A 24,962-nucleotide genomic window follows, 5' to 3' on the forward strand; every position below is an offset into this window, starting at 1 on the left:
TATTGATCCAGTGACACAGTATGGAGTGCAGACGATGCGGACGATCTTGCTCGCGAGTGCCGGCGCGGTGCTGCTCGCCGGGTGCGGCGATGGCGACGGCACCAGCATCTCGATCAAATCCGAAGACGGCGGCACGGAAAAGACGGTGCTGTCGACGTCCAGCGACGGCGCGGTGAAGATCGACACGCCGGTGTTCAAGGGCGACCTGAAACTGCCCGCCTTCACCATCGACGGCGCGAACCTGCAACTCGACGGGCTCGACCTCTATCCGGGATCGAAGGTCCGCGACGTGAAGGTCAATGCGCGCGGCGGTCAGGGCGGCGTCGAGATCGCATTCGACAGCCCCGCCCCCGCCGATGTCGTGCGCCAATGGTATCGGAATGCGCTGGCCGATGCGGGCATTCGCGTGACCGGCGACGGCATGTCGGGCCAGACCGACGGCGGCAAGCCGTTCCGCATTTCGCTGGGTGAGAATGGCGGCGAGGCGAGCCAGGGGACCATAACGATCGGAAATTGATAAGACCCTCTCCACCCACACTCCGTCATTGGCGCGAAAGCGGGAATGACGCAGGAGGAGTTCTTGTCTGGGTAGCAGGATTCCCCGCCGACCGTTCAGAACAAGCCTGTTCGCGGGCAGCGGGATCGCCTATCGCGTCCCGCAATCGACTCATCCGAGAGAACAGCTATGCTTGATACCCCGATGGCCGAAATGCCCGTCGTCAGCCTGGCCGATCAGGCCGCCGATCCCGAAGGATTCGCCCGCGAATTCGGACGTTCGTTCGAACGCTTCGGCTTCGCGATGGTCACCGATCATGGCATCGACCAAGGCCTGATCGACCGCGCCTGGGCGATGACCGAAGCGTTTTTCGCGCTGCCGGAGAACGAAAAGCGCGGCTATTTCGTCGAAGGCGGCGGCGGTGCGCGCGGCTATACCCCGTTCAAGACCGAAATCGCCAAGGGCGCGACTCATGTCGACCTCAAGGAATTCTGGCATATCGGCCGACAACTCGCCGCCGGACACCGGTTCGAGGCGCAGATGTCGCCCAACATCTGGCCCGACCGTCCCGAGGGGTTTCGCGAAACCTTTCTCGACCTGTTCGCCGCCTTCGATGCCGCGGGCGACAAGTTGCTGTCGGCGATCGCGCGCTACCTGAAGCTTGCGCCCGACTGGTTCGATCCCGCAGTGAAGGACGGCAATTCGGTCCTCCGCCTGCTGCATTATCCCCCCGTCACCGAGGATGCGCCCAATGTCCGCGCGGGCGCGCATGAGGACATCAACCTCATCACGCTGCTCCTGGGTGCCGAGGAAGCGGGGCTGGAGTTGCTCGACAAGGATGGCCGCTGGTTGCCGGTCAAACCGCCCAAAAATGCGATGGTCGTCAATGTCGGCGACATGCTCCAGCGGCTGACCAACCATGTGCTGCCGTCGACCACGCACCGCGTCGTCAACCCGCCGCCCGAACGCCGGGGCCATTCGCGTTATTCGATGCCCTTCTTCCTCCACCCCGCTCCCGATTTCCTGATCGAGACGCTGCCGTCGTGCATCTCGGCGGAAAACCCGAACCGTTACGATACCCCGATCACCGCGCATGATTATCTGCAAGAGCGGCTGGTCGAGATCGGATTGATCAAGAAGTAACGGCTGCCCAAAAAATCCTTCGTCACCCCGGACTTGCTTACGGGGTCCACCGTGCCGCAAAAGCAAACGCGCGCCTTTCAGAAGGCACGTTGGATGCCGGAACAAGTCCGGCATGACGAATAGAAGGTAGGGCATGACCGAACCGTTGCGCGTCGCAATCGCTGGCCTCGGCACCGTGGGCGCGGGCGTCATCCGCCTGATCGACGCCAATGGCGCGCTGATCGCGCGGCGCGCCGGACGCCCGATCGAGATCGTCGCCGTCTCCGCTCGCGACCGCGCCAAGGATCGCGGCGTCGATATCGCGCGCTTCGACTGGATCGACGATCCGACCGAATTGAGCACCAGCGGCGCGGAGGTGGTGGTCGAACTGGTCGGCGGATCGGACGGCCCGGCGCTGGCGCTTGCCCGCAAGACGCTGGGCGCGGGCAAGGGGTTCGTCACCGCCAACAAGGCGATGATGGCGCATCACGGCCTCGAACTCGCCGAACTGGCGGAGCAGGCGAGCGTCCCGCTCAAATTCGAAGCGGCGGTCGCGGGCGGCATCCCGGTCATCAAGGGCCTGCGCGAAGGGGCCGCCGCCAACGAGATTTCGCGGGTGTATGGCATCCTCAACGGCACCTGCAATTTCATCCTGTCGAAGATGGAAGCAGAGGGGCGCGATTTCGACGATGTGCTCGGCGAAGCGCAGCGTCTCGGCTATGCCGAGGCCGATCCGGGCTTCGACATCGACGGCGTCGATGCCGCGCACAAGCTGTCGATCCTGTCGTCGATCTGCTTCGGCACCCAACCGGCGTTCGGCGATGTGCGCGTGACCGGCGTGCGCCACGTCATCGCCGCCGACATCGCCGAGGCGGCGGCGCTCGGCTATCGCATCCGGCTGGTCGGCATGGCGGAGGCGAGCGAGGCGGGGCTGTTCCAGCGCGTCCACCCGCATCTGGTGCCGATCGACCATCCGCTGGCGCATGTCTCGGGATCGCTCAACGCCGTCGTCGCCGAGGGCAATTTCGTCGGGCGGCTGTTCTTTCAGGGGGCAGGCGCAGGCGACGGGCCGACCGCGAGCGCCGTCGTCGCCGACCTGATCGACATCGCGCGCGGCGAATACGGCCCGGCCTATGCGATGCCGGTCGCGTCGCTGACGCACCTCGCAAAGGCCGAAACCGGCGACCGCCGTGGCCGCGCCTATCTGCGCTTTACCGTCCAGGACAAGGTCGGCGTGCTCGCCGAAATCGCCGCGGCGATGCGCGATGCGGGCGTGTCGATCGAAAGCCTGAGGCAGCGCGGGCAGATGGCCGATGGCAGCGTGTTGGTGGCGATCGTGACGCACGAGGGGCCGGAACGCTCGGTCGCACAGGCGCTGGAGAAACTGCGTGGGTCGTCGAGCCTGGTGGGCCAGCCGATGTGGATGCATTTGCTGGGGGATTGATCCGCGACCCCCCATTCGTCACCCCGGGCTCGTTCCGGGGTCCACCGGGCGGCGAGCGTTTCGCGACGTTTTGCAACGTGGCGCAAGCGGCTTGGTGGACCCCGGAACAAGTCCGGGGTGACGAGGGAGTGTTGGCGGATGTCGCTTTCCATGACACTGCGCGCTGCGTGACCCATTCTCCCGACACTTTCGACGCGATCATCCTTGGCGCAGGCGGCGCGGGGCTGTTCTGCGCGCTCACCGCCGGACAGCGCGGGCGGCGGGTGCTGGTGATCGACCACGCGCCCGAACCCGGAAAGAAGATTCTGATCTCGGGCGGTGGACGGTGCAATTTCACCAACCTGCATACCGCCCCCGACCGTTATCTGTCGGCCAATCCGCATTTCGCCAAGTCCGCGCTCAGCCGCTACACTCAGCATGACTTCGTCGCGATGGTCGATCGCCACGGCATCGCCTGGCACGAAAAGACGCTCGGGCAACTCTTCTGCGACGGTTCGGCGAAGCAAATCGTGGCGATGCTGATCGACGAATGCGCGGCGGGCAATGTGACGTTGCGGCTGGGTGCGTCGATCGGCGAGGTCGGCCATGCCGATGGCCAGTTCAGCGTCGCGCACGGCACTCGCATCGCCCACGCGCCATCGCTGGTGATTGCGACCGGCGGTCCGTCGATCCCGAAGCTGGGTGCGACCGGCTTCGCCTATGACCTTGCGCGGCGGTTCGGGTTGAAGGTCGTCGAGCCGCGCCCCGCACTCGTGCCACTGACGCTGCCTGCGGGCGAAGCGCTGTTCCGGTCGCTGTCGGGCGTCGCCACCCCGGTCGTCGCCCGCGCGGGCAAGACCCGCTTTGCCGAAGCGGCATTGTTCACCCATCGCGGCTTGTCCGGCCCCGCCATCCTTCAGGTGTCGAGCTATTGGCGTCATGGCGAGGCCATCGGCATCGACCTGATCCCCGGCGCGCCTGCCGACTGGCTGGTCGCGGCCAAGGCGGCGCGGCCGAAAGCGGGGCTGCGATCGGTCCTAGGGGAGCATCTGCCCGACCGGCTGGCGGAGGCGCTGGTCGATCAACTGGCGCTGACCGGCAGCCTCGCCGATCTGCGCGACGCGAACCTGCGCGCGGCGGAGGCGCGGCTCCGCGATTGGCAATTCCGCCCCGACGGGACCGAGGGGTTCGCCAAGGCGGAAGTGACGGTGGGCGGCATCGCCACCGCAGGTCTGTCATCCCAGACGATGGAAGCGCGCAGCGTGCCGGGCCTCTATGCGATCGGCGAGGCGGTTGACGTTACCGGCTGGCTGGGCGGCTATAATTTCCAATGGGCCTGGTCGAGCGGCTGGGCCGCGGGACAGGCCGTTTAGCCGGCGCGTCATTGCGAGCGTAGCGACGCAAGCCAGAGCGACACGCGGCAAGCCGGATTGCTTCGCTACGCTCGCAATGACGGACAGACGTCAGAAATCGAGCGGTTCTCGATGGCGCTCGACGAAGCGGGTGCCGCTGGCGCTGCTGGTCATCGTTACCCCGGCGAAACCGCAACCATAGGGCATGTTGCCGACCTTGGTCTCGCAGACATTCGGCTGCCGAAGCAACGCCTGCCGCGCCGCGAACGCGCCCAGATTGTCGCGTTCGCCGGTATCGGGGGCACGCAGGGGTGCGCGATGGGCATCGGTTTCGCGGCGGGCGCACACGACGATTTCATCGACATCGCGGTCGCAGGCAACCCGAACCCGCGTCTGTTCGCGGTACACCGTCATTTCGCGGTTCAGATCGACTTCCTGTCCCGCCGACAGCAACAACATCATGGCAAGCATGTTCGCCTCCCGACTGACCCGCCAACAGGCTAGCACCGAATGGCGCGGGCACAAGCCGTTCCGCTCGACAAGCCTCTCCCGCTCCCCTATCGCCCCCGGTAAACAAGGGTTTGAGAGGGATTTTTCGCCGACATGGATCAGTCGCCCAGCCAGACGCTCGACCGCGTCCTCGTCCTCGAAATGGTCCGCGTGACCGAAGCCGCCGCCATCGCCGCGTCGAAGCTGGTCGGACGCGGCGACGAAAAGGCCGCCGATGCCGCCGCGGTCGAAGCGATGCGCGAGGCGCTCAATTCGCTCTACATGGACGGCACCGTCGTCATCGGCGAAGGCGAACGCGACGAGGCACCCATGCTCTACATCGGCGAAAAGGTCGGCTCGGCGATCGGCAAGGGGCCGAAGATCGACATCGCGCTCGATCCGCTGGAGGGCACCACCATAACGGCCAAGGCGGGACCCGACGCGATGGCCGTACTGGCGATCGCCGAAGAAGGCTGCCTGCTGAACGCGCCCGACGTCTATATGGACAAGCTGGCGGTCGGTCCCGGCTATCCCAAGGGCGTCATCGACCTCGACCGCAGCCCGACCGAGAATGTCGAAGCGGTTGCAGCGGCCAAGGGCGTGAAGCCGTCCGACATCATCGTCTGCGTGCTCGATCGCCCCCGTCACGAGGCTTTGATCGCCGAGCTGCGCAAGATCGGCTGCGGCGTGGTGCTGATCGGAGACGGCGACGTGGCCGGCGTGATTGCGACCACCGACCCGGAAACCACGATCGACCTGTATATGGGATCGGGCGGTGCCCCCGAGGGCGTGCTCGCCTGCGCGGCACTCGCCTGTGTCGGCGGCCAGTTCAAGGGGCGGCTGACGTTCCGTAACGAGGACGAACGCGCCCGCGCCCGCAAATGGGGGATCGCGGACCTCGACAAGCAATATGACCTGTCCGAACTCGCCAAGGGCGACTGCATCTTTGCCGCGACCGGAGTGACCGACGGATCGCTGCTGGCCGGCGTCAAGCGCCACCGGACCAAGATGACCACCGAAAGCGTGGTGATGCGCGCATCGTCGGGCACCGTTCGCTGGGTGAAGGGCGAACACCGGCTGGATTGATCGGGTTGGCGATCCTTCGCGATTTCACCGAACCTCGGTTGGTTTCGAGCGAAGTCGAGAAACGCATTCATTGCGCTTGCCATACGTTTCTCGACTTCGCTCGAAACGAACGGGGAGCGGGGCGGGGGCGTCAATGATTGTCGATGTCCTTCTGCTGGTCGCGACGCTGGCACTTTACGCCGCGCGGCTGCGGTTTCGCCCGTCCGGCATTACCCAGATCGAACGCTATCGATCGGCGATCCTGCGTTCGGCACTGGCATTCGGGCTCGGCGGGGTGGCGTTGCTCGCGATCGGCGGCGATTTGAGCGCACTCACATCGCTACCACCGGAATTTGCTAGCGCCTCGGTCACGCTCGATCGCTGGTTCGGACCGACGAAGGACAGCGGCATCGCGCTTGCCGTCATGCTGGGCTTTGCGGGCGGCGTGGTGGTCGGCGGTCTGGTCGCGTGGCGCCGATTGCGCCGCGGAAAGCGCGACTGGTCGATCGGCGAGATCGCGCATCTGCAACCGCGCGAGCCGGGGGCGTTCGGCTGGGCCGCGCTGCTGTCGGTCGTTGCCGCCGCGACCGAGGAATTGTTCTTTCGCCTCGTGCTACCGCTGCTGATCGCGAAGGTGGCTGGAAATGCGTGGATAGGGTTCGGTGCAGCGCTGCTGCTGTTCGCCTTTGCTCACCGGTATCAGCGCTTGGCGGGCGTCGTCGGCACCGCGATCGGTGGCGCGTTCCTGACGCTGCTCTATCTGCGCACCGGCACGCTGTGGCTGCCGATCGCGGCGCACGCGGCGATCAACCTCAACGGTCTGGTCATTCGCCCGTGGCTGGCGCGCCGGATCAGTTCTTCAGCCGGTAGCCGGTCCTGAAAATCCACCAGATCACGCCCATGCAGGCGAACAGGAACAACGCGGTCACGCCCAGGCTGATCGCCGGATCGACATCGCCCTGGCCGAAGAACGACCAGCGGAACCCGCTGACCAGATAGACGACCGGGTTGAACAGGCTGACCGTCCGCCACGGTTCGGGCAGCATGTCGATCGAATAGAAGGCGCCGCCCAAGAAGGTGAGCGGCGTGACCAGCAGCGCGGGCACGAAGTTCAGTTGCTCGAACCCCTTGGCCCAGATGCCGATGATGAAGCCGAACATGCTGAACGTCAGCGCGGTCAGCACCAGAAACGCGACCATCGCCAGCGGGTGCAGGATCGTCAGATCGACGAAGAACGTCGCCGTCACCAGAATGATGAGGCCGAGAATGATCGATTTGGTCGCCGCCGCGCCGACATAGCCGATCGTCATCTCGAACGCCGAAATCGGCGCCGACAGCAATTCGTACACGGTGCCGGTGAATTTGGGGAAATAGATGCCGATCGACGCATTGCCGATGCTCTGCGTCAGCAGCATCAGCATGATGAGACCGGGGACGATGAAGCTGCCGTAATCGACGCCGCCGACCTGCTGCATCCGGCTGCCGATCGCGCCGCCGAAGACGATGAAATAGAGGCTGGTGGTGATGACCGGCGTCGCCACCGATTGCCACAGCGTCCTGAGCGCACGCGCCATTTCGAAGCGATAGATCGCCCACACCCCACGCGGGTTGAAGCCGGTGACGCTCACGCCGCGCGCTCCTTCTGTTCGACCAGATCGACGAAAATATCCTCGAGCGAGGATTTGGTCGTTTCCAGATCGCTGAAGCCGATGCCCAGATCGGCGAGCTTCCTGAGCAGCGACGGGATGCCGGTGCGCTCGGCCTTGGCATCGAAGGTGTAGCTCAGCCGGTGGCCTTCGTCGGCGAGTTCGAGATCCCACTCGCTCAGATCCGCCGGGATCGTCGCCATCGGTTCGGCGAGCGTCAGGTCCATGCGCCGCTTGCCTAGCTTGGCCATCAGCGCGCGCTTTTCCTCGACCAGCAGCAGTTCGCCGCGGTCGATCACGCCGACGCGGTCGGCCATTTCCTCGGCTTCCTCGATATAATGGGTGGTCAGGATGATGGTGACGCCGCGCGTCCGCAGCGCCTTGACCAGATTCCACATGTCGCGGCGCAGATTGACGTCCACGCCTGCGGTCGGTTCGTCGAGGAACAGGATGTCGGGTTCGTGCGCCAGCGCCTTGGCGATCAGCACCCGGCGCTTCATGCCGCCCGACAGCTCCATGATCTTGGTATCGCGCTTGTCCCACAGGGTCAGGTCGCGGAGCAGTTGCTCGATGAACGCCTCGTTCGGCGGCTTGCCGAACAGGCCGCGGCTGAAGCGCACCGTCGCGCGCACGGTTTCGAACGCGTCGGTGGACAGTTCCTGCGGCACCAGCCCGATCATCGATCGCGCCGCCTTGTACTCGCGGATCGCGTCATGGCCATCGACCCGGATCGTCCCCGACGACGGGGAGACGATGCCGCAGACGATCGAGATCAGCGTGGTCTTGCCCGCGCCGTTCGGGCCAAGCAGCGCGAAAATCTCGCCTTTGCGGATATCAAGATCGACCGCGCCCAGCGCGCGATGCCCCGATTTGTAGGTCTTGCCCACGCCCCGGAGCGACAGGATGGCCGACATGTTCGCGATTCCCCTTCGCCGTTGCAGGCGGAGTTAGGGTGGCGAGCGGGTCGGGACAAGGCGGTCACGACAAGTAAGCCGTGCTACCGCCAGGCGGGAGCACAAACAGGGCTATTTCGCCGCCCGCGCCGCGCGCACCGCTTGTTCCAGCGCTTCGAACGGCAGCGCCCCCGACAGCATCCGGTCGCCGATCACCCAGCTGGGCGTGCCCGACATGCCGAGCTGTCCTGCCACGCCCAGATTGCGGTCGATTTCCTCGGACGCACGGCTCGATCCCGCGACTTCGCTGCCGCGCGTGCGGTCCAGCCCCGCGCGGTCGATCGCTGCGTCGATCGTCGCTTCGGACAATTGCCCCGCGGCATAAAGCGCGTCGTGATATTCCATGAACTTGCCCTGTTCGGCCGCCGCCAGGCTCCACTGCGCGGCGATGCGGCTCTGCTCGGAGAGCACCGGCAATTCGCGATAGACGACGCGCAGATTGGGGTCGCTCGCCACCAGCCGTTCAATCACCGGCAGGCTGGTGCGGCAATAACCGCAGGCATAGTCCATATAGGCGACCAGCGTCACGTCGCCTTGCGGGTTGCCTTCCCACGCATTGCCGAACGGTTCGACGATCGCCGCGCGGTTGCTTTCCACGGCCTTTCCGACTTCGCGATTGCGCAGATTGTCCATCGCCTGGGGCAGCAATTCGGGGTTTTCGAGGATCGTGTCCTTGACCAGTTGCTCGACGCGGGCATCGTTGCCGCCCCCGAAGATCGGCGCGACCAGCGCATGGAGCGCGGCGCCGATCGCGGCGCTCGCCACCAGCAACGCGGCGAGCAGCACCGGGCTGCGCATCACTCGTTCGGACATGTCTCGCAAATCCCCCGTCAGCGCCGTCGACGCTTTTCGTCCTCGAGCGCGGTTTTCGACACCATCTGGATGTCCTGTGCGCGTATCCACTCGGCGCTGCCCTGGGGCAAGCCCGCCATCGCGCGTTCGGCGCTGACCAAGGCGATCTGGGTATCGCGCATCAGGTTGGCGCGCTCTGCGGTGGCGAGCGCGGCGCGCGGGCCGTCGCCCTTGCGCTCGTACACCGTCCCCAGTTGCACCCAGGCGAATGGATTCTGCCGATCGCGGGCAACCGACTGTTTCAGCACCCGCTCCGCCTCGTCGAGATTGGCGGCGCTTTCGGTCGCGAGCAGCGCGTGGCCGAGCGTGCTGGCGATCAGCGGCGCGGACCGGGTGCGTTCATTGGCCTCGCGCAGTGCCACCAGCGCCGCGTCGGGCTTGCCCGATTCGAGCAGGATCTGACCCTGCAATTCCAGGAAATAGGGATCGTCGGGGTCGCTCGCGACCAGTGCCGCCGTCTCCGCCGCGGCCTGCTGCGGATAGCCCGATTTGTGATAGGCATAGGCGCGGGCATAGCGTGCGGGCGCACTGGTATCGCTGACCGGATAACGTTGCAGCGTGCGCGTGGGGTCGTTGACATAGCCGCGCAGCTTGGCCTGAACCCGTTTGAACCGCGCTTCGATGTCCGCATCGCTCGGCTTTTCCCAGGCCGCCGCGCTTTGCAGGTCGTTGCGCAGGTTCGAAATACGCTGGCCCGACATTGGATGGGTGCGCTCATAGGCATTGTCCTGCGGCACGGCGAGGCGATATTCGGTGTTCTGAAGCTTCTGGAAGAAGCCGATCATCCCCTTGCCGCTGACGCCCGCGCCGTTCAGAAAGCGCGCGCCGGCCGCATCCGCCGCCGATTCCTGCGTCCGGGTGAAGGCGAGCACGGTGCCGAGCGCGGCGCGCTGGCCCATCGCCATGATCCCCGCCCCCGCCTCGCCCGCGCCCGCCGCGATCGCGGCGACGCCCAGCAGCAGGCTGACGATCGACACGCCCATCGCCGGCTGAAACCCCCGGTCCATCAGCGGCACATGCCCGCCGACGATGTGACCGAGTTCGTGGGCGATCACGCCCTGGACTTCGTTGGCGGTATCCGCCTCGTCGATCAGGCCCGAATGAAGATAGACGATCTGCCCGCCCGCGACGAAGGCGTTGACCGACGGGTCGCTGATCAGGACGATTCGGACGTTGCCCGGCTCCAGCCCGGCCGCGCGGATGATGTCCGCCGACATGTCGTTGAACAGCGCCTCGCTTTCGGCGTCGCGCAGGATCGATTGCGCGACCGCAGGCTGGGCCACGAACAGGACGATCAGCGACAGCAGGGCGAGGATGCGGTGCATGGACATGGTTTGAGCGGAATTCTCGCGATGGCGCAATGCGGGGTGCGGTGGGGTGATCGCGCGGGCGAGGTGAACTTGGCGTGAAGAGCACAACCAATTCCTCCCCCATCGGGGGAGGGGGACCATCCGCAGGATGATGGAGGGGGTTGGCCGCGAGCGATTCGTTGCTTGGCGCCGCCTCCGTCAGCACTGCGTGCTGCCACCTCCCCCAGTGGGGGAGGAATTGAGCGTTACCCCGCCGCGGGCAGCCGCAACCGGACGAGCAGCCCGCCCAGATCCTCGCTTTCCTCGAGACTCGCGGTGCCCTCGTAAATTTCCGCCACGTCGCGGACGATGGCGAGGCCCAGCCCGGTGCCGGGCTTGCCGCTGTCCAGCCGCACGCCACGGTCGAAAATCCGCACGCGATCGGCCTCGGGAATGCCCATCCCGTCATCCTCGACCATGATCTCTACGAACCCTGCGTCGGCGCGGACGGTGATGAACACGCTGCCGCCGCCATATTTTGCGGCATTCTCGACCAGATTGCCGAGGATTTCCTCCAGGTCCTGCCGCTCGATGTGCGCGACCAGATCGCGCGGGCCGTCCACGTCGATGCGGACGTGCGGATAGAGCCGCCCGACCGCGCGCTCGACCGCCTCGACCGAGGGCCAGACATCGGCGCGGCTGTGTGCCGATCCGCGCCGCCCGACCGCGCGCGCGCGCGCCAGATGGTGATCGACCTGCCGTCGCATCGTCCTGGCTTCGCGCACCACGGTTTCGGACAATTCGCCGGACTGCGCGCTCGCGGCATTCATGATGACGGTCAGCGGCGTCTTGAGCGCGTGCGCAAGGTTGCCCGCGTGGCGCCGCGCTTCCTCCGCCTGACGGTCGTTGTGCTGGACCAGCGCGTTCAGTTCCTCGACCAAGGGCGCGATCTCGTCGGGCATGTCGCCTTCGATCCGCGTCGCATGGCCCGCGCGCAGCTCCGCGATCGAATTGCGGAGTTTGCGAAGCGGCAGCAGCCCGTACCAGGTCTGAAGCGCCGCCATGACCAGCAGCCCGAGCCCGAGCAGCAGAAAACTGTAGATCAGGGTCGAGCGCAGCGCCTGAATCTGCGCGTCGAGATATTCGCGGCTCTGCGCGACCTGGAACCGCCAGACCACGTCCGACCCCGGCAGCGTCAGATCGCGTTCGACGATGCGCAGCGTCTGGTCGGGAAACTGGTCGCTGTCATAGGTGTGGAGTTCGCGGTCCTGATGCTGGCGGTCGGTCCGCAGCCGCCGGTCCCACAGCGAACGGGACGGGAAGGTGTCGAATCCCTGGCCCGATACCTGCCAGTACAGCCCCGAATAGGGCTCGACCGCGCGCTGATCGGTGAGTTCGCGGCTGAACATCACTTCGCCTTCGGGTCCGATTTCGGCCGAGACGATCAGCGAGGTCAGCAGATAATCGAGGCTGTCGTCGAAACTGCGCGTCACCGCGCTCGCCAGCACCCGGTCGAGCGCGAAGCCGCCACCGGCGAGCAGGATCATGATCCACGCCGCCGCGATGAAGCTCATCCGGCGACCGAGCGATCCCGTCACCCGGACATAGGGGCGCGGGAGGGCGTCGGTCGCGGTCGTGGCGGCCTCCGTCACGGGCGACCGGTCATTCGGTCGGACGGGGTTCGTCGGGATCGTCGAGGCTGTAGCCGAGCCCGCGAATCGTGGTGATGACGTCGGATCCCAGCTTCTTGCGGATACGGGTCACGAACACTTCGATCGTGTTCGAATCGCGGTCGAAATCCTGGTCGTAGATATGTTCGATCAACTCGGTGCGGCTGACCACCTTGCCCTTGTGATGGAGCAGATAGCTGAGCAGCTTGTATTCCTGCGCGGTCAGCTTGATCGGCGTGCCGTCGCGCGTGACGGTGCCCGAGCGGGTGTCGAGCCGGATGTCACCCGCCGTCAGCTCCGCAGACGCATTGCCGGAGGCGCGGCGGATCAGCGCACGCAGGCGGGCGATCAGCTCCTCGGTCTGGAACGGCTTGGCGACGTAATCGTCGGCACCGGCATCGAGCCCCGCCACCTTGTCCGACCAGCTGTCGCGCGCGGTCAGCACCAGCACCGGGGCCGTGCGCCCTTCCTTGCGCCAGCGGTCGAGCACGGTCAGTCCGTCGATCTCCGGCAAGCCGAGATCGAGCACGATCGCGTCATAGGTTTCGGTCGATCCCAGAAAATGCCCTTCTTCGCCGTCCGACGCGGTATCCACGGCATAGCCAGCGCCCTCCAGCGTCGCCTGCAATTGCTGGCGGAGATTGGGTTCGTCCTCGACGATCAGAACGCGCATGAAATCTTCCCCTTGTTTGCCGTGCGAACGCTCGGGCTCAGTTGCCGCTGCGTCCGACGACGCGACCGCTGGCGCCATCGACATGGACCCAGACGACGTTGCCGTCGCGCATGAACTTCAGCGTGTATATGCGGGTTCCCGCGTCGAAGTCGAAGCCCAGATACTGGCTGCCGCGCATCTGGGGCACGACGCGGCGTTCGATTTCGCGCACGGGCAGGATTCGCCCCTGCATCCGCGCTTCGAGTGCGGCATCCTGGTCCGAACGCGGGCGCGACTGAACATCGGCCTGCGCGGGCAGCGCAGCCGAGGAAGCGATCAGACCTGCGGCCAGAAACGAGGAAACCAACATCTTCATGCGATTTGGCATAGGCTTACCGCGTTGAACAGCCTGTGAATGGCCGTGTCAGCCAATGGCAACTTGCGCCGGTGCCGCGCGCAACCTACGCGATGCCGCATGGCTGCACCGATATTGAGTTTTGAGGGCCTTGGGCTTGTCCAGGGTTCGGGCTGGTTGTTCCGCGGGCTGGACGTCCATGTCGGTGCGCGCGATCGGCTGGCGCTGATCGGGCGCAATGGCGCGGGCAAGACGACCTTTCTGAAACTGCTCGCCGGCGTGATCGAGGCTGATGAGGGCCGCCGGTCGATCGTGCCCGGCACGCGGGTCATCATCCTCGAACAGGAACCGCGCATGATCGGCTGCTCGACGCTGCGCGATTATGTGATGAGCGGCGACGATGCGCCCGTCGCGCACGAAGCGGAAGCGATCGCCGATCAGCTGGGCATCGACCTGAGCCGCGAGGCCGCGACCGCGAGCGGCGGCGAGCGGCGCCGCGCCGCCATCGCCCGCGCGCTGGCTCAGGACCCGAACGTGCTGCTGCTCGACGAGCCGACCAATCACCTCGACATCCACGCCATCGAATGGCTTGAGGAATGGCTGAACCGGTTTCGCGGTGCGTTCGTCGTCATCAGCCATGACCGCACCTTCCTGACGCGGCTGACGCGCCAGACCTTGTGGCTGGACCGCGGGTCGATGCGGCGCGCCGAAATCGGGTTCGGCGGGTTCGAGGCCTGGGCCGATCAGGTCGCGGCCGACGAGGAACGCTCCGCCCAGCGACTCGACGCACGGTTGAAGCTGGAGGAGCATTGGCTGCTGCGCGGCGTCACCGGGCGGCGCAAGCGCAATATGGGCCGCCTGAACAAGCTCGTCGAAATGCGCGCCGAACGCGCCGCGATGCAGGGCCCGCAGGGGACCGCGAACCTCGCCACCGCCAGCGACGACGCCAAGACCAAGATCGTGGTGGACGTAAAGGGGGTCAGCAAAGGCTATGGCGACCGCACGATCATCCGCGACCTGACGTTCCGCGTCGCGCGCGGCGACCGGATCGGCATCGTCGGCGCGAACGGCGCGGGCAAATCGACGCTGCTCAAGCTGCTGACCGGCGAGATCGAGCCCGATTCGGGGCATATCCGGCTCGCCAAGACGCTCGATGCGGTCGTCATCGACCAGCAGCGCAGCCGGATGGAGCCGGAAAAGACGGTGCGCGACGTGCTGGCCGATGGCGGCGAGTGGATCGACGTGCTCGGCGTCCGCAAGCATGTCCACGGTTATCTGAAAGAGTTTCTGTTCGAACCCAAGCTGATCGACGCCAAGGTCGGGACCTTGTCGGGCGGCGAGCGGTCGCGGCTGTTATTGGCGCGCGAATTTGCGCGGCCATCCAATCTGCTGGTGCTCGACGAGCCGACCAACGACCTCGATCTAGAGACGCTCGACCTGTTGCAGGAAGTGATCTCGGACTATGACGGCACGGTGCTGATCGTCAGCCACGACCGCGACTTTCTCGACCGCACGGTGACGATGACGCTGGGCCTCGACGGCAGCGGCACGGTGGACGTCATCATCGGCGGCTATGCCGACTGGGAGGCCAAGCGGAGGCCCAAATCGGCGAAGAAGGTCGAAAAGGCCGCGCCCGTCGCGGAGACGGCGAAACCGAAAGCCGCCAAGCTCAGCTACAAGGACCAGCGCGACTACGACCTGCTGCCCAAACGCATCGAGGAGATCGAGGCGAACATCGCGCGCGACGAGGCGGCGCTCGCCGATCCCGACCTTTACACGCGCGATCCGGGCCGGTTCCAGACGCTGACCCGCGAAATCGAAAAGGCCCGCGAGGAAAAGGACGCAGCCGAAATGCGCTGGCTGGAATTGGCGGAGCAGGTCGAGGGGTTAGGGTAGCGGGAAACCCGGTCGGACGAATTTTCGTCATTCCCGCGAAGGCGGGAATCCATAAGCGCCGACATGGGTTATGGATTCCCGCCTTCGCGGGAATGACGGTTTCAATTTAGCCCCTCATGCTTCATCGCGGTCTTGACCGCATCGCGCGCCATCATCCGGTCGCGGAACGCCGCAAGCTCGTCGGGCACGCCGACGCCCATCTTTCCTGCCCAGAGCAGCATCACGAACAGATAGGCGTCGGCGACCGACACCGAATCGCCGAACAGATAATCGCCTTCCATAATGTCGACGACCAGCTCGAACCGGCCTTCGATCGCCGCCTTGGCCTTAGCCTTGTCGTCGTCGCTGCCGCCTGCGAAGAACGGCTTGAAGCTCTTGTGGATCTCGGTCGAGATGAAGGCGAGCATTTCGAGCAGCCAGTAGCGCCCCATGTCGCCTGCGGGTGCGAGGCTCGCTTTCTGGTCGGCGATCCAGTCGAGGATCGCGATATTTTCGGTCAGGACGACGCCGTCGGCGACTTCGAGTGCGGGGACATAGCCCTTGGGGTTGATCTCGGTAAAATCGCCGCCGCTCTCGGTGGTTTTGGCCTTCAGGTCGACCTTTTCATGGTCGAACGTCAGGCCCGCTTCGTGCAGCGCGATATGGTCGGCAAGGCTGCAGGCGCCGGGCGAATAATAGAGTTTCATGACTGGCTCTCCGGGTTGGACGTTCGTCAGGCGAACGCGCATCCCGGTCGAGAGTTGCGCCCTAGCCGACCGACTTGCCCGCTCGCCCCGCCAGATCGACGACATAGTGCCAGGCGATCCGCCCCGACCGGCTGCCGCGTCGGGTCGCCCAGTTGATCGCCTCTGCCGGATCGAAGTCCAAACCGTGCGCCTCCGCATAGCCGCGCACGATGCTCAGATAATGGTCCTGGTCGATCGCGTGGAAGCCCAGGCTCAGTCCGAACCGGTCGGCGAGCGCCAGCGCATCGTCCTGCGCGTCGCGCGGATTGACCGCCTGCGGGTCGTCCGCGAACTCGCGCGGCACCAGATGGCGACGATTGGCGGTGACGATCAGCCGCGCATTGGCGGGCCGTGCCTGTGCGCCGCCTTCGAGCAATGAGCGCAGTAACCGCGCATCGCCCGGCGCGTCGAAGCCCAGATCGTCGATGAAGATCGCGAAGGGGCGCTCGGTCGCAGCGATGATGTCGAACAGCCGCGGCAGGCTGTTCAGCCGGTCGCTCGCCACCTCGATCAGGCCGATCGCGCCGCCTGCGGCTTGCACATGCGCGACGGCGGCCGCGACCAGCGCCGACTTTCCCGTGCCGCGTGCGCCCCACAGCAGCACGTCCTGCGCGGCATGGCCGTCCGACAGGCGCTCGAGATTGGCGACGAACACAGATTTCTGCGCGTCGATGCCGATCAGCGCATCCAATGGCCGCGCGGCAATCCGGGTGAGCGCGGTCAGGCCATCGCCGTCCCACAGATAGGCAACGTGCGCGCACGGATCGGCGGATTGCGGCCGGGGCGGGCTGAGCCGTTCGAGGGCAGCGGCGATACGATCGAGCGCGTCGGTCATGAAGGACTTATAGCCCCCGTTCGTTTCGAGCGAAGTCGAGAAACGAACAGGTGAGGGCCGCTGGCCGATTACCCCCTCGCCAGCGCCTCGGCCTCCTGGCGTTCGGTGAAGCTGGGATCTCGCAGCGCCGCGCGGGCGTGGAGGCTTGCCGCGCGGGCGTTGCCGGTCGCGGCATAGGCTTGTGCCAGATGCCAGCGGATCACGGCATGATCGGGGGCGATTGCCGCTGCCTTCGCCAGCAATGCGAGCGCCGCACGCGGTTCGCCCGCCTTCGACAGCGTCCAGCCATAGACGTCGGCCACCGCCGGATTGCCCGGCGCAAGGGCATAGGCCGCGCGGGCATAGACGCCCGCGGTGTCGATATCCTCCGCGCCGGTATAGGCCATCGCCAGTTCGGCGAGCAACGCGGCATCACGATTGCCGGTGCGGAAGCGGACTTCCTCCAGCGCGTCGATCGCCGCGTCATATTCGCCGCTCGCCAATTGCCATTTCGCACCCAAGCGAAGCGCGGCGACATTGACCGGGTTCTGCGACAGGAACAGCGCGAGCGTCTGCGCCGCCTCGGCGGCGCGGCCCGATCGCTCCTGCGCCTCGACCAGCCGCAGCATGGTCGGCTCGTCGAAGCGGAGCGAGGCGGCGGTGGCATAGGCGGCGCGCGCACCCTCGACATTGCCGCCCAGCATCTGCACGTCGCCGACGACCAGATGCGCCTCGGGCACGCCGGGATTGCGCGTGGCCAGCGATTGCGCGCGCGCCAGCGCCCCCGCGCGGTCGCCGCCGGCGACCAGCCCGCGCACCAGCGCCACGGTCGCACCGGGATTGTCGGGCCGCGCATTCGCCCGAGCCATCAACACCGATACCATGCCGCCCTCGCCATAGCCGGTCGTCGGCGCGCGAAACGGCGCGGCGGCCCGGTCGCTCAATTGCGCCGCGCGCAGCCGATCGCCGATGCGTTCGTAGCCGCGCGCGGCAAGCAACAGCGATTCGCTGTCGGCATCGGCGCGATCGACGATCGGCGCCAACACCTGAATCGCATTGCGCGAGGCATCGGCCCGCAGATAGGCGGTGGCGAGCAGGCGGCGTGCGGCGGCATTGTTCGGCTGGCGCGCGACGAGCGGGCGAAGCTTTTCGATCGCCTGGCCATAGCCCCCGGCTTCGATGTCGAGCGTGCCCGCCAGCATCCGCGCCGCGGGCACCGAATCGATGCCGGGCCCAACCCTGGCCAGAATGCTCCGCGCGGTGGCGGCATCGCCCGCGCGCGCGGCGAGCACGGCTTGCAAATAATAGCCCTGCGGACTGTTGCCGCGCACGCGCATCGCGCGGCGGACGGCATCGAGCATCTCGACCGTGCGCCCGGCATCGCCCAGCGTCGCCGCATAATCGATCAGCGTATCATGATGCTGCGGATCGCGCGCCAGGGCGCGTTCGAACCAGGGCAGCGCCGCGACCAGCCCGAATTGCTCGCGCACCAGCAGCGCGCGGATGCGCAGCGTGTCGGGCTGGCGCGCGTCAAGCTCGACCGCGCGTTCCGCCGCGCGGATCGCGTTGCCGATGTCGCCATTGGCATGATTGTGCCGCGCAATGTCGCTCCACAACCGCGCATTGGCGGGGTTCAGCCGTCGCGATTCGGCAAAGGCTGCCGCGGCATCGCCGCCCCGCCCCATCGCCGCATAGGCGCGCCCGCGAATCCGCGCGGCATAGGCGGCATGGGCAAGCGGCGTGCTCGCCAGCGTCGCGACGGCACGGTCGGGCGCGCCGCGCAGCAATTGCGCCTCGCCCAACAACACCTGCGCGCGCGGTTGTTCGAACCCCGTCTCGAACGCGCGGCCAAGTGCGGCTTCGGCTCCGACGCCATCCTCCAGCGCGACCAGCGTGCGGGCATGGACGGCATGCGCCAGTCCCCAGCGCGGCGCGGCCCGCACTGCCGCCACCGCCGCGTCGCGCGCCGCGGTGGCATTGCCCGCATCAAGCAGCGCCAGCGCCCGCGCGACCTCGGCCTTGCCCGGCTGGTCGTCGGCACGAACGGGGGTGATTGCGACGGCGCCGATGGCCGCAACGAGCGCCAGGCCGACGCATTTACGGCTGAAGATCATAGCTTTTCATCAAATCATAGAGGGTCGGGCGACTGATCCCCAGCAACCGCGCGGTGCCGGAGATATTGCCTTCGGATCGCGCCAGCGCGCGGGCGATGACGCGGCGGTCGGTGGCTTCGCGCGCGGCCTTCAGATTGATCGGCAGCGGCTCGGCATCGCCCGGTTCGGGCAGATCGAGATCGGCCGCGCCGACCCGCTTCGCATCGGCCATGATGACGGCGCGCTTCACCCGGTTTTCAAGTTCGCGGACATTGCCGGGCCAACCCCAGCCGTCGATCGCGGCCAGCGCATCGGGGGCGAAGCCCTTCACCGCCGGATTCATTGCCTTGGCATGGATGCGCAGGAAATGCCGCGCGAGCAGCGCCGCGTCGCCGGTGCGTTCGGCGAGCGACGGAATGCGCACGACGATCTCGGCGATCCGGTAATACAGGTCTTCGCGGAATCTCCCGTCGGCGACCATCGCCTCCAGATCCTGATGCGTGGCGCAGACGATTCGCGTGTCGACCGCAATCGCGCTGCGCCCGCCGATGCGCTCGATCACGCGTTCCTGCAGGAACCGCAGCAGCTTGACCTGAAGCGCCAGCGGCACGTCGCCGATTTCGTCGAGGAACAAGGTGCCCCCCTGCGCCTGTTCGATCTTGCCCGGCGTGGTCTTCACCGCGCCCGTGAACGCGCCCTTTTCGTGCCCGAACAGCTCGCTTTCGAGCAGCGTCTCGGGGATGGCGGCGCAGTTGATGGCGACGAACTGCCCCGATTTGCGCGGGGAAATGTCGTGGAGCCCACGCGCCAGCACTTCCTTGCCGGTGCCGCTGGCGCCGAGCAGCAGCACGCTGACATCGGCCTGCGCCACGCGTTCGATGGTGCGGGTGACCTTCAGCATTTCCGGCGCAGCGGTAATCAGGCCGCCCAGCGCGACGTCGCCGCCCCGCTCGACCAGCCGCCGGTTTTCCGCCTCCAGCGCATGGACGTGGAAGGCGCGCGCGACGATCCCGCCCAGCGCGTCGATATCGATCGGCTTCTGATAGAAGTCCCACGCGCCCGCCGCGATCGCGCGCACCGGGCTCTGCGCCTCGCCATGCCCCGACGCGACGATCACCTTGGTCGCGGGCGCGAGCGACAGGATCGCCTCCAGCGTCGCAAATCCTTCGGTCGTGCCGTCGGGATCGGGGGGCAGGCCCAGGTCGAGCGTGACCACCGGCGGCTCCTCCGCGCGCAACGCGGCAATCGCCTGCTCGCGGTCGGTCGCGGCGATGATCTCGTAATCCTCATACGCCCAGCGCAACTGGCGCTGGAGCCCGGCGTCATCCTCGACGACCAGCAATTTGGGGCGCGGCGCGATCATGCGGCATCTTCCATTCGATCGGTGTGGGCCCGCGGCAGAGTCAGGCGAAAGCGCGTCCCTTCGCCTTCGCGGCTATGCACGTCGAGGCGGCCTTGCATCTGGGCCGCGAGCTGGCGTGCCTCGAACGCGCCGATCCCGAACCCGCCGGGCTTGGTTGAATCGAACGGTTTGAACAGGCGGTCCCGTACGAAGCTCGCCGACATGCCCGCGCCGCGATCGACGACGTCTATGGTCACCGCTGCGCCGTCGTCGCCGACGCGCAACAGGATCGCCTCGTTCGCCGGGCTGGCGTCGATCGCGTTCTGGATGAGGTGCGACAGGATCTGTTCGATCCGCGCCGGGTCGCCGGTCGCGGTCGCGCTGGCATCGCCCGACAGCGTCACCGGACGCTGGACCCTGCGCTGCGCGGCAATCCGCTCGGCAAGCGGATAGAGGGCGACGGCCACCATCGGTTCGCCCTTGGCCTGATGGTGCTGCGACAATTTGGCGAGCAGCGCGTTCATCCGTCCCGCCGATTCGTTCAGCGTCGCCACCATGTCGGCGCGAAATTCGGGGTTGTCGGCATGGCGTTCGGCATTGCGCGCGACCAGGCTCAACTGGCTGACCAGATTCTTGATGTCGTGGAGGATGAAGGCGAAGCGGCGGTTGAATTCGTCGAAGCGCTGCGCCTCGGCCAAGGCTTCCTGCGCGCGGTTCTCCGCCAGATGCGAGGCGACCTGGCGCCCCGCAATCTTGAGCAGGTCGAAATCCTCCCAGTCGAGCGGGCGTTCAATCGGCGGACGGGCCAGCAGAACGATCCCCGCCAGCCGCTCGCCATGCGGCAGCGGCACGATCACCCAGCCATCGTCCGCGCCCAGCAGCCAGTCGGGCACCGCCGCCGCATCGACGGCATCGGCCTTGCCCGCGCGCACCGCATCGAGTTCGATCACCCGGCGCGTCACCGCCAGATGCGCGAGCAGCGCGTCGGCGCCGTCGCCGGGATGCAGCGCCGCGCCTTCCCAGCGCCACGCGGCGGCGATTTCCAGCCCCGCGCCGCCCGGCACCATCAACAGCCCGCCGGGCGATTCGGTCAGGTCGGCAACTGCCTTGACGATGCGGCCTTGCAGGCTGGCGTCGCTGCTGCCGAGCGTGTCGGTGAAGCGGATCCATTCGGCGCGATAATCATAGCGGTGCCGATAGAAATGCTTGGCGAGCTTGACCCGAAGCCATGCACGCAGATGCGGGCTGGACAGTGCGGCGAGCGCCGTGGTCGTCGCGGCGAAGATGAAAACGGTCTGCACCGCGCGGCTGCCGCCCAGATGCGCGATGGCGGACGCGCCGCCCGCGACGAAGACGAGGTAGAGCCCGGCGGCGACAAACGACAGCGATTGCAGCGCCACCATCCGCGACACGCGCAGATTCCACTGGTCCGCCCGGTGCAGCCCGATCGCGAGCAGCGCGCCGACCAGCCCCAGCGCCATGCCCCGCAATCCATAGACCCAGGCCGAATCGCTGGCCGCATAGCTGGCAACCAGCGCAATCAGATCGAGCGTCCACAGCGCCGCCGGGGCCAGCGCGATCGCCCAGCGCGTCCGCCCGCCCGCGCCGTTCATCAATCCCTGGACTAGCCACAGCCCGGCGATGGCGGTCATCATCGCCAGCATCAGCGCCGCCTGACCGATCGCATCGGCCACCGCCGCCTGTTCGGAGACGCGCGCCAGCAGCCGCAGCACCATCGTCGTAATATGGACCAGCGCCACCACCGCATAAACGCTGCCGATCGGCGCAAAGCCGTTTTCGGGGCGAAGCGTCCGGTGGAGCAGCAACAGCACGCCCAGCCACGCCAGGTCGCGCACGCCCTGCGCCAGATCGACGCCGGGTGCCGCCTCGCCGATTCCCGCCACCGACAGCGCCCACAGCGCCGTCGCGATCAGTGCGATGGCGAACGGGATGCGCGGCATCCGCTTGGCATCGAGCCGAAGCGTCCACACGCCGAGCGCGCCGAACAGCAAGGCGGTGAGCGCATGGCCCCAAATGACGATTCCCGCCGAAGCGCTCACCTCAACGCGCGCCTTCGGGCCAGAGCACAACGCGAATCGTCTGGAGCAGAATCAACAGGTCGAGAAAGGGCGAATAATTCTTGGCGTAATACAGGTCGTATTCGAGCTTCTGGCGGCTGTCCTCGATCGACGCGCCATAGGGATAGTTGATCTGCGCCCAGCCGGTGATCCCCGGCTTAACCATGTGGCGCTCGGCATAATAGGGAAGCTGGCCCTCCAGATCCTCGACGAATTGCGGGCGTTCGGGGCGCGGGCCGACGAAGCTCATCTCGCCTTTCAGCACGCTCCAGCATTGCGGCAGTTCGTCGACGCGGATCTTGCGGATGATGCGGCCGATGCGCGTCACGCGCGGGTCGTTCTTCTCCGCCCAGACCGCCGTCCCGGCGACCTCGGCATCGCTGCGCATCGAGCGCAATTTGATGATGTCGAACCCCTGATTGTAGAGGCCGACGCGGCGCTGGCGATAGAAAGCCGGTCCCTTGCTGTCGAGTTTGACCGCGATTGCGGCGATTCCGATGAGCGGCAGCGTCAGGATCAGCAGGATCAGGCTGGCGGCAATGTCGAACAGCCGCTTGAACGCACTCGAAAACATCCGGCCCGACGAGAAACCGTCGGAAAAGATCAGCCAACTGGGGTTGACGCTGTCGAGATCGACGCGCCCCGTCTCGCGTTCCAGGAAGGTGGAGATCTCGTTGACATGGACGCCGGTGGTCTTGATCCGCAGCAGGTCCTTGAGCGGCAATGCGTTGCGGCGTTCTTCGAGCGCGAGCACGACTTCGGACGCGTTGAGGAGGACGACGTGATCGGCGAGGTTGTAGATCGCGTCGCGCGCAATCGCCTCGGGGATGACGCGATTCGCCTCGCTCATCGAGACATAGCCGACGACGACGAACCCCGCACCGGGACGCTGCGCCAGCGCCTTCAGCCGCTGCGCGCGCGCGCCTGCGCCCAGCACGACGATGCGCCGCTTGAACGCCTGGCCGCCCAACGTCTTGCCGAGCAGGATTCGCAGGCCGACCAGCAGCCCCATCGCCACCAGCATCGCGTAGAACAGGTTCGACCGCCAGAAGGTGAGCGCGGGCACCAGGAAGAAGATGAGCGCCAGAAAGATCACGCCCAGCGAGATCGCGACGATCAGCCGCGCGGCGGCGAAGCGGATCGATTGCGTCGCCTGTGCGCCGTAAACGCCGACCGCGATCATCGCCAGCATCAGGCTGGCAGCGAAGCTCAGCATCTGGGGAAGGCGGGTGTGGACGGGTTCGACCAGCATCCCGATCTGGTCGGCGCGAATCAGCCACCCGGCTTCCGCCGCGAGCAGCAGCAGGATGAAATCCAGCAGGCCGAGCAGCAGCACGGCATTGGGGATATAATGTTTGAACAGCCTGATCATCGTGCGCGCTTGTCCACATGCGGGTGTAAATCCCGCCGACAGGTCGCGGTGTCGCAATAATTGACAAAGATTTTCTGAAGATGCGCGCGACCGTTCGCGCCCGGACATCGTTTGACGCTGGCGCAAGCGCGGCATAGGCACGGCGCAAGGGAGTGATGCATGAGCGGCAACCCGTTGATCATACCGGTGATCCTGTCGGGCGGATCGGGCACCCGGTTATGGCCGATGTCGCGTCCCGAAAGGCCCAAACAGATGCTGGCGCTGACCGGTGAGCAGACGATGCTGCAATTGACGGTCGCCCGCACGCGCGGGGCCGAACGCTATGGCGCGCCGATCGTCGTCGGCAATGCGCGCCATGCGGGGATGATCGAGCAGCAACTGTCCGCCGTCGGGATCGATGACGCGACGCTGATCCTGGAACCCGCCGCGCGCAACACCGCGCCCGCGATCGCACTTGCCGCGCTCGCCGCCGGTGGCGGCGACACGCCGCTACTCGTCATGCCGTCGGACCATGTCATCACCGATCTGGACGCGTTTCGCGCGGCCATCGACGCGTCTCTGCCACTGGTGCGCGATGGGTGGTTGGCGACCTTCGGAATCAATCCCGACGCGCCAGAGACAGGATACGGCTATATCCAGGTCGGCGAGCCGATCGGCACCGGCATCCACCGCGTCGCACGTTTCGTGGAGAAGCCACACGCCGATGTCGCCGAGGCGATGGTGGCTGGCGGCGATCATGTCTGGAACGGCGGCATCTTTCTGTTTCGCGCCGATGCGTATCTGGCCGCCCTTCGCAGCCATGCCCCCGCCATGCTCGACGCCGCAGAGTCGGCAATGGCGGGTGCGAAGCGTGACGGCAGCCGCATTCTCCCCGATGCGGACGCCTTTGCCGACTGCCCGTCCGATTCAATCGATTATGCCGTGATGGAAAAGGCCGACCGGGTTGCGGTCGCGCCGGTGTCGATGGGGTGGAGCGACGTCGGAAGCTGGGACGCGCTCCACGCCATCGCCGCCCGAGACGCCGCCGACAACAGCCATTCCGGCGACGTGATTGCGATCGATACCAGCAATTGTCTGGTCCGGAGCAACGGCGCACGGATCGCGATGGTCGGGGTCAGCGACCTGATCGTGGTGGCCAGCGGCAACGACATCCTGATCCTGCCCCGCGGCCGCAGCCAGGACGTGAAGCGGATCATCGCCGAACTGGACAATGGCGGCGGCTGAGCGAACCGGTGCGTTCGTCCTTGCGAGCGTAGCGAAGCAATCCAACGAGCCGCT

General features: G+C 66.6%; 22 protein-coding genes. 8 read left to right on the plus strand and 14 right to left on the minus strand.

From position 1 onward, the window contains the following. Positions 1-34 precede the first annotated feature (34 nt). The 4 genes from ACX0GZ_RS11225 to ACX0GZ_RS11240 all read left to right on the plus strand — a co-directional run bounded on the left by ACX0GZ_RS11225 (position 35) and on the right by ACX0GZ_RS11240 (position 4,414). Positions 35-517, plus strand: coding sequence for a hypothetical protein (locus tag ACX0GZ_RS11225; protein ID WP_458816424.1), 483 nt, complete (start codon positions 35-37; stop codon positions 515-517). A gap of 168 nt (positions 518-685) precedes the next feature. Then, positions 686-1,639: an isopenicillin N synthase family dioxygenase gene (locus ACX0GZ_RS11230; protein WP_458816425.1), complete on the plus strand. Its 954-nt coding sequence runs from the start codon at positions 686-688 to the stop codon at positions 1,637-1,639. 133 nt (positions 1,640-1,772) lie between these two features. Beyond that, a complete protein-coding gene (locus ACX0GZ_RS11235) occupies positions 1,773-3,062 on the plus strand; it encodes a homoserine dehydrogenase (RefSeq protein WP_458816427.1) in 1,290 nt (429 codons plus the stop codon). A gap of 167 nt (positions 3,063-3,229) precedes the next feature. Next, positions 3,230-4,414 carry a BaiN/RdsA family NAD(P)/FAD-dependent oxidoreductase gene (locus ACX0GZ_RS11240; protein ID WP_458816429.1) on the plus strand — a complete coding sequence of 395 codons (1,185 nt, stop codon included), beginning with the start codon at positions 3,230-3,232 and terminating at the stop codon, positions 4,412-4,414. Between the two features lie 90 nt (positions 4,415-4,504). Here ACX0GZ_RS11240 and ACX0GZ_RS11245 read toward each other — a convergent pair whose 3' ends face one another. After that, on the minus strand, positions 4,505-4,864 hold the full coding sequence (locus tag ACX0GZ_RS11245; RefSeq protein WP_458816431.1) for a hypothetical protein: 360 nt from the start codon (positions 4,862-4,864) through the stop codon (positions 4,505-4,507). A gap of 132 nt (positions 4,865-4,996) precedes the next feature. On the opposite strand from ACX0GZ_RS11245, the gene glpX reads away from it, so the two are divergent. Together glpX and ACX0GZ_RS11255 are read left to right on the plus strand one after the other, a co-directional pair. Continuing rightward, positions 4,997-5,968 carry a class II fructose-bisphosphatase gene (gene glpX / locus ACX0GZ_RS11250; RefSeq protein ID WP_458816433.1) on the plus strand — a complete coding sequence of 324 codons (972 nt, stop codon included), beginning with the start codon at positions 4,997-4,999 and terminating at the stop codon, positions 5,966-5,968. 133 nt (positions 5,969-6,101) lie between these two features. Continuing rightward, positions 6,102-6,827 carry a CPBP family intramembrane glutamic endopeptidase gene (locus ACX0GZ_RS11255; RefSeq protein ID WP_458816435.1) on the plus strand — a complete coding sequence of 242 codons (726 nt, stop codon included), beginning with the start codon at positions 6,102-6,104 and terminating at the stop codon, positions 6,825-6,827. Here ACX0GZ_RS11255 and ACX0GZ_RS11260 read toward each other — a convergent pair. From ACX0GZ_RS11260 to ACX0GZ_RS11290, 7 genes are all read right to left on the minus strand, one after another. Further along, the gene (locus ACX0GZ_RS11260) at positions 6,799-7,575 is read right to left on the minus strand and encodes an ABC transporter permease (protein ID WP_458816437.1); all 777 of its coding nucleotides are present in this window, start codon (positions 7,573-7,575) and stop codon (positions 6,799-6,801) included. The two genes, ACX0GZ_RS11255 and ACX0GZ_RS11260, sit on opposite strands and share 29 nt — an antisense overlap. Beyond that, entirely contained in the window at positions 7,572-8,507 is a 936-nt protein-coding gene (locus ACX0GZ_RS11265; protein WP_458816439.1) for an ABC transporter ATP-binding protein, read from the minus strand. The genes ACX0GZ_RS11260 and ACX0GZ_RS11265 overlap by 4 nt, the downstream gene beginning before the upstream one ends. Positions 8,508-8,618: 111 nt before the next feature. Next, positions 8,619-9,359: a DsbA family protein gene (locus tag ACX0GZ_RS11270; protein ID WP_458816441.1), complete on the minus strand. Its 741-nt coding sequence runs from the start codon at positions 9,357-9,359 to the stop codon at positions 8,619-8,621. A gap of 17 nt (positions 9,360-9,376) precedes the next feature. Then, positions 9,377-10,723: a M48 family metalloprotease gene (locus tag ACX0GZ_RS11275; protein ID WP_458816443.1), complete on the minus strand. Its 1,347-nt coding sequence runs from the start codon at positions 10,721-10,723 to the stop codon at positions 9,377-9,379. 230 nt (positions 10,724-10,953) lie between these two features. Next, positions 10,954-12,261, minus strand: coding sequence for a sensor histidine kinase (locus ACX0GZ_RS11280; RefSeq protein WP_458816695.1), 1,308 nt, complete (start codon positions 12,259-12,261; stop codon positions 10,954-10,956). Positions 12,262-12,349: 88 nt separating this feature from the next. Further along, positions 12,350-13,030 (minus strand): response regulator transcription factor, encoded by a 681-nt coding sequence (locus ACX0GZ_RS11285; protein ID WP_458816445.1) that lies wholly within the window; start codon positions 13,028-13,030, stop codon positions 12,350-12,352. A 37-nt stretch (positions 13,031-13,067) separates the two neighbouring features. Next, positions 13,068-13,385, minus strand: coding sequence for a hypothetical protein (locus ACX0GZ_RS11290; RefSeq protein WP_458816447.1), 318 nt, complete (start codon positions 13,383-13,385; stop codon positions 13,068-13,070). Between the two features lie 99 nt (positions 13,386-13,484). On the opposite strand from ACX0GZ_RS11290, the gene ACX0GZ_RS11295 reads away from it, so the two are divergent. Then, entirely contained in the window at positions 13,485-15,260 is a 1,776-nt protein-coding gene (locus ACX0GZ_RS11295; RefSeq protein ID WP_458816449.1) for an ABC-F family ATP-binding cassette domain-containing protein, read from the plus strand. Positions 15,261-15,361: 101 nt separating this feature from the next. Here ACX0GZ_RS11295 and ACX0GZ_RS11300 read toward each other — a convergent pair whose 3' ends face one another. The 6 genes from ACX0GZ_RS11300 to ACX0GZ_RS11325 form a co-directional block, all read right to left on the minus strand. Beyond that, the gene (locus ACX0GZ_RS11300) at positions 15,362-15,946 is read right to left on the minus strand and encodes a glutathione binding-like protein (RefSeq protein ID WP_458816451.1); all 585 of its coding nucleotides are present in this window, start codon (positions 15,944-15,946) and stop codon (positions 15,362-15,364) included. A 61-nt stretch (positions 15,947-16,007) separates the two neighbouring features. Further along, the gene (locus ACX0GZ_RS11305; RefSeq protein ID WP_458816453.1) at positions 16,008-16,820 is read right to left on the minus strand and encodes a DUF815 domain-containing protein; all 813 of its coding nucleotides are present in this window, start codon (positions 16,818-16,820) and stop codon (positions 16,008-16,010) included. 68 nt (positions 16,821-16,888) lie between these two features. Continuing rightward, the gene (locus tag ACX0GZ_RS11310; RefSeq protein ID WP_458816455.1) at positions 16,889-18,913 is read right to left on the minus strand and encodes a tetratricopeptide repeat protein; all 2,025 of its coding nucleotides are present in this window, start codon (positions 18,911-18,913) and stop codon (positions 16,889-16,891) included. After that, positions 18,897-20,255 (minus strand): PEP-CTERM-box response regulator transcription factor, encoded by a 1,359-nt coding sequence (prsR, locus tag ACX0GZ_RS11315; RefSeq protein WP_458816457.1) that lies wholly within the window; start codon positions 20,253-20,255, stop codon positions 18,897-18,899. The genes ACX0GZ_RS11310 and prsR overlap by 17 nt, the downstream gene beginning before the upstream one ends. Then, positions 20,252-22,294 carry an XrtA/PEP-CTERM system histidine kinase PrsK gene (prsK, locus tag ACX0GZ_RS11320; RefSeq protein ID WP_458816458.1) on the minus strand — a complete coding sequence of 681 codons (2,043 nt, stop codon included), beginning with the start codon at positions 22,292-22,294 and terminating at the stop codon, positions 20,252-20,254. Before prsK ends, prsR begins: the two co-directional genes overlap by 4 nt. Position 22,295: 1 nt before the next feature. Further along, the gene (locus ACX0GZ_RS11325; protein WP_458816460.1) at positions 22,296-23,684 is read right to left on the minus strand and encodes a TIGR03013 family XrtA/PEP-CTERM system glycosyltransferase; all 1,389 of its coding nucleotides are present in this window, start codon (positions 23,682-23,684) and stop codon (positions 22,296-22,298) included. Between the two features lie 159 nt (positions 23,685-23,843). Here ACX0GZ_RS11325 and ACX0GZ_RS11330 point away from each other — a divergent pair, with 159 nt between their 5' ends. Next, positions 23,844-24,908, plus strand: coding sequence for a mannose-1-phosphate guanylyltransferase/mannose-6-phosphate isomerase (locus tag ACX0GZ_RS11330; protein WP_458816462.1), 1,065 nt, complete (start codon positions 23,844-23,846; stop codon positions 24,906-24,908). The last annotated feature ends 54 nt before the right edge of the window (positions 24,909-24,962 follow it).

The organism is Sphingomonas aestuarii (genome assembly GCF_054457155.1).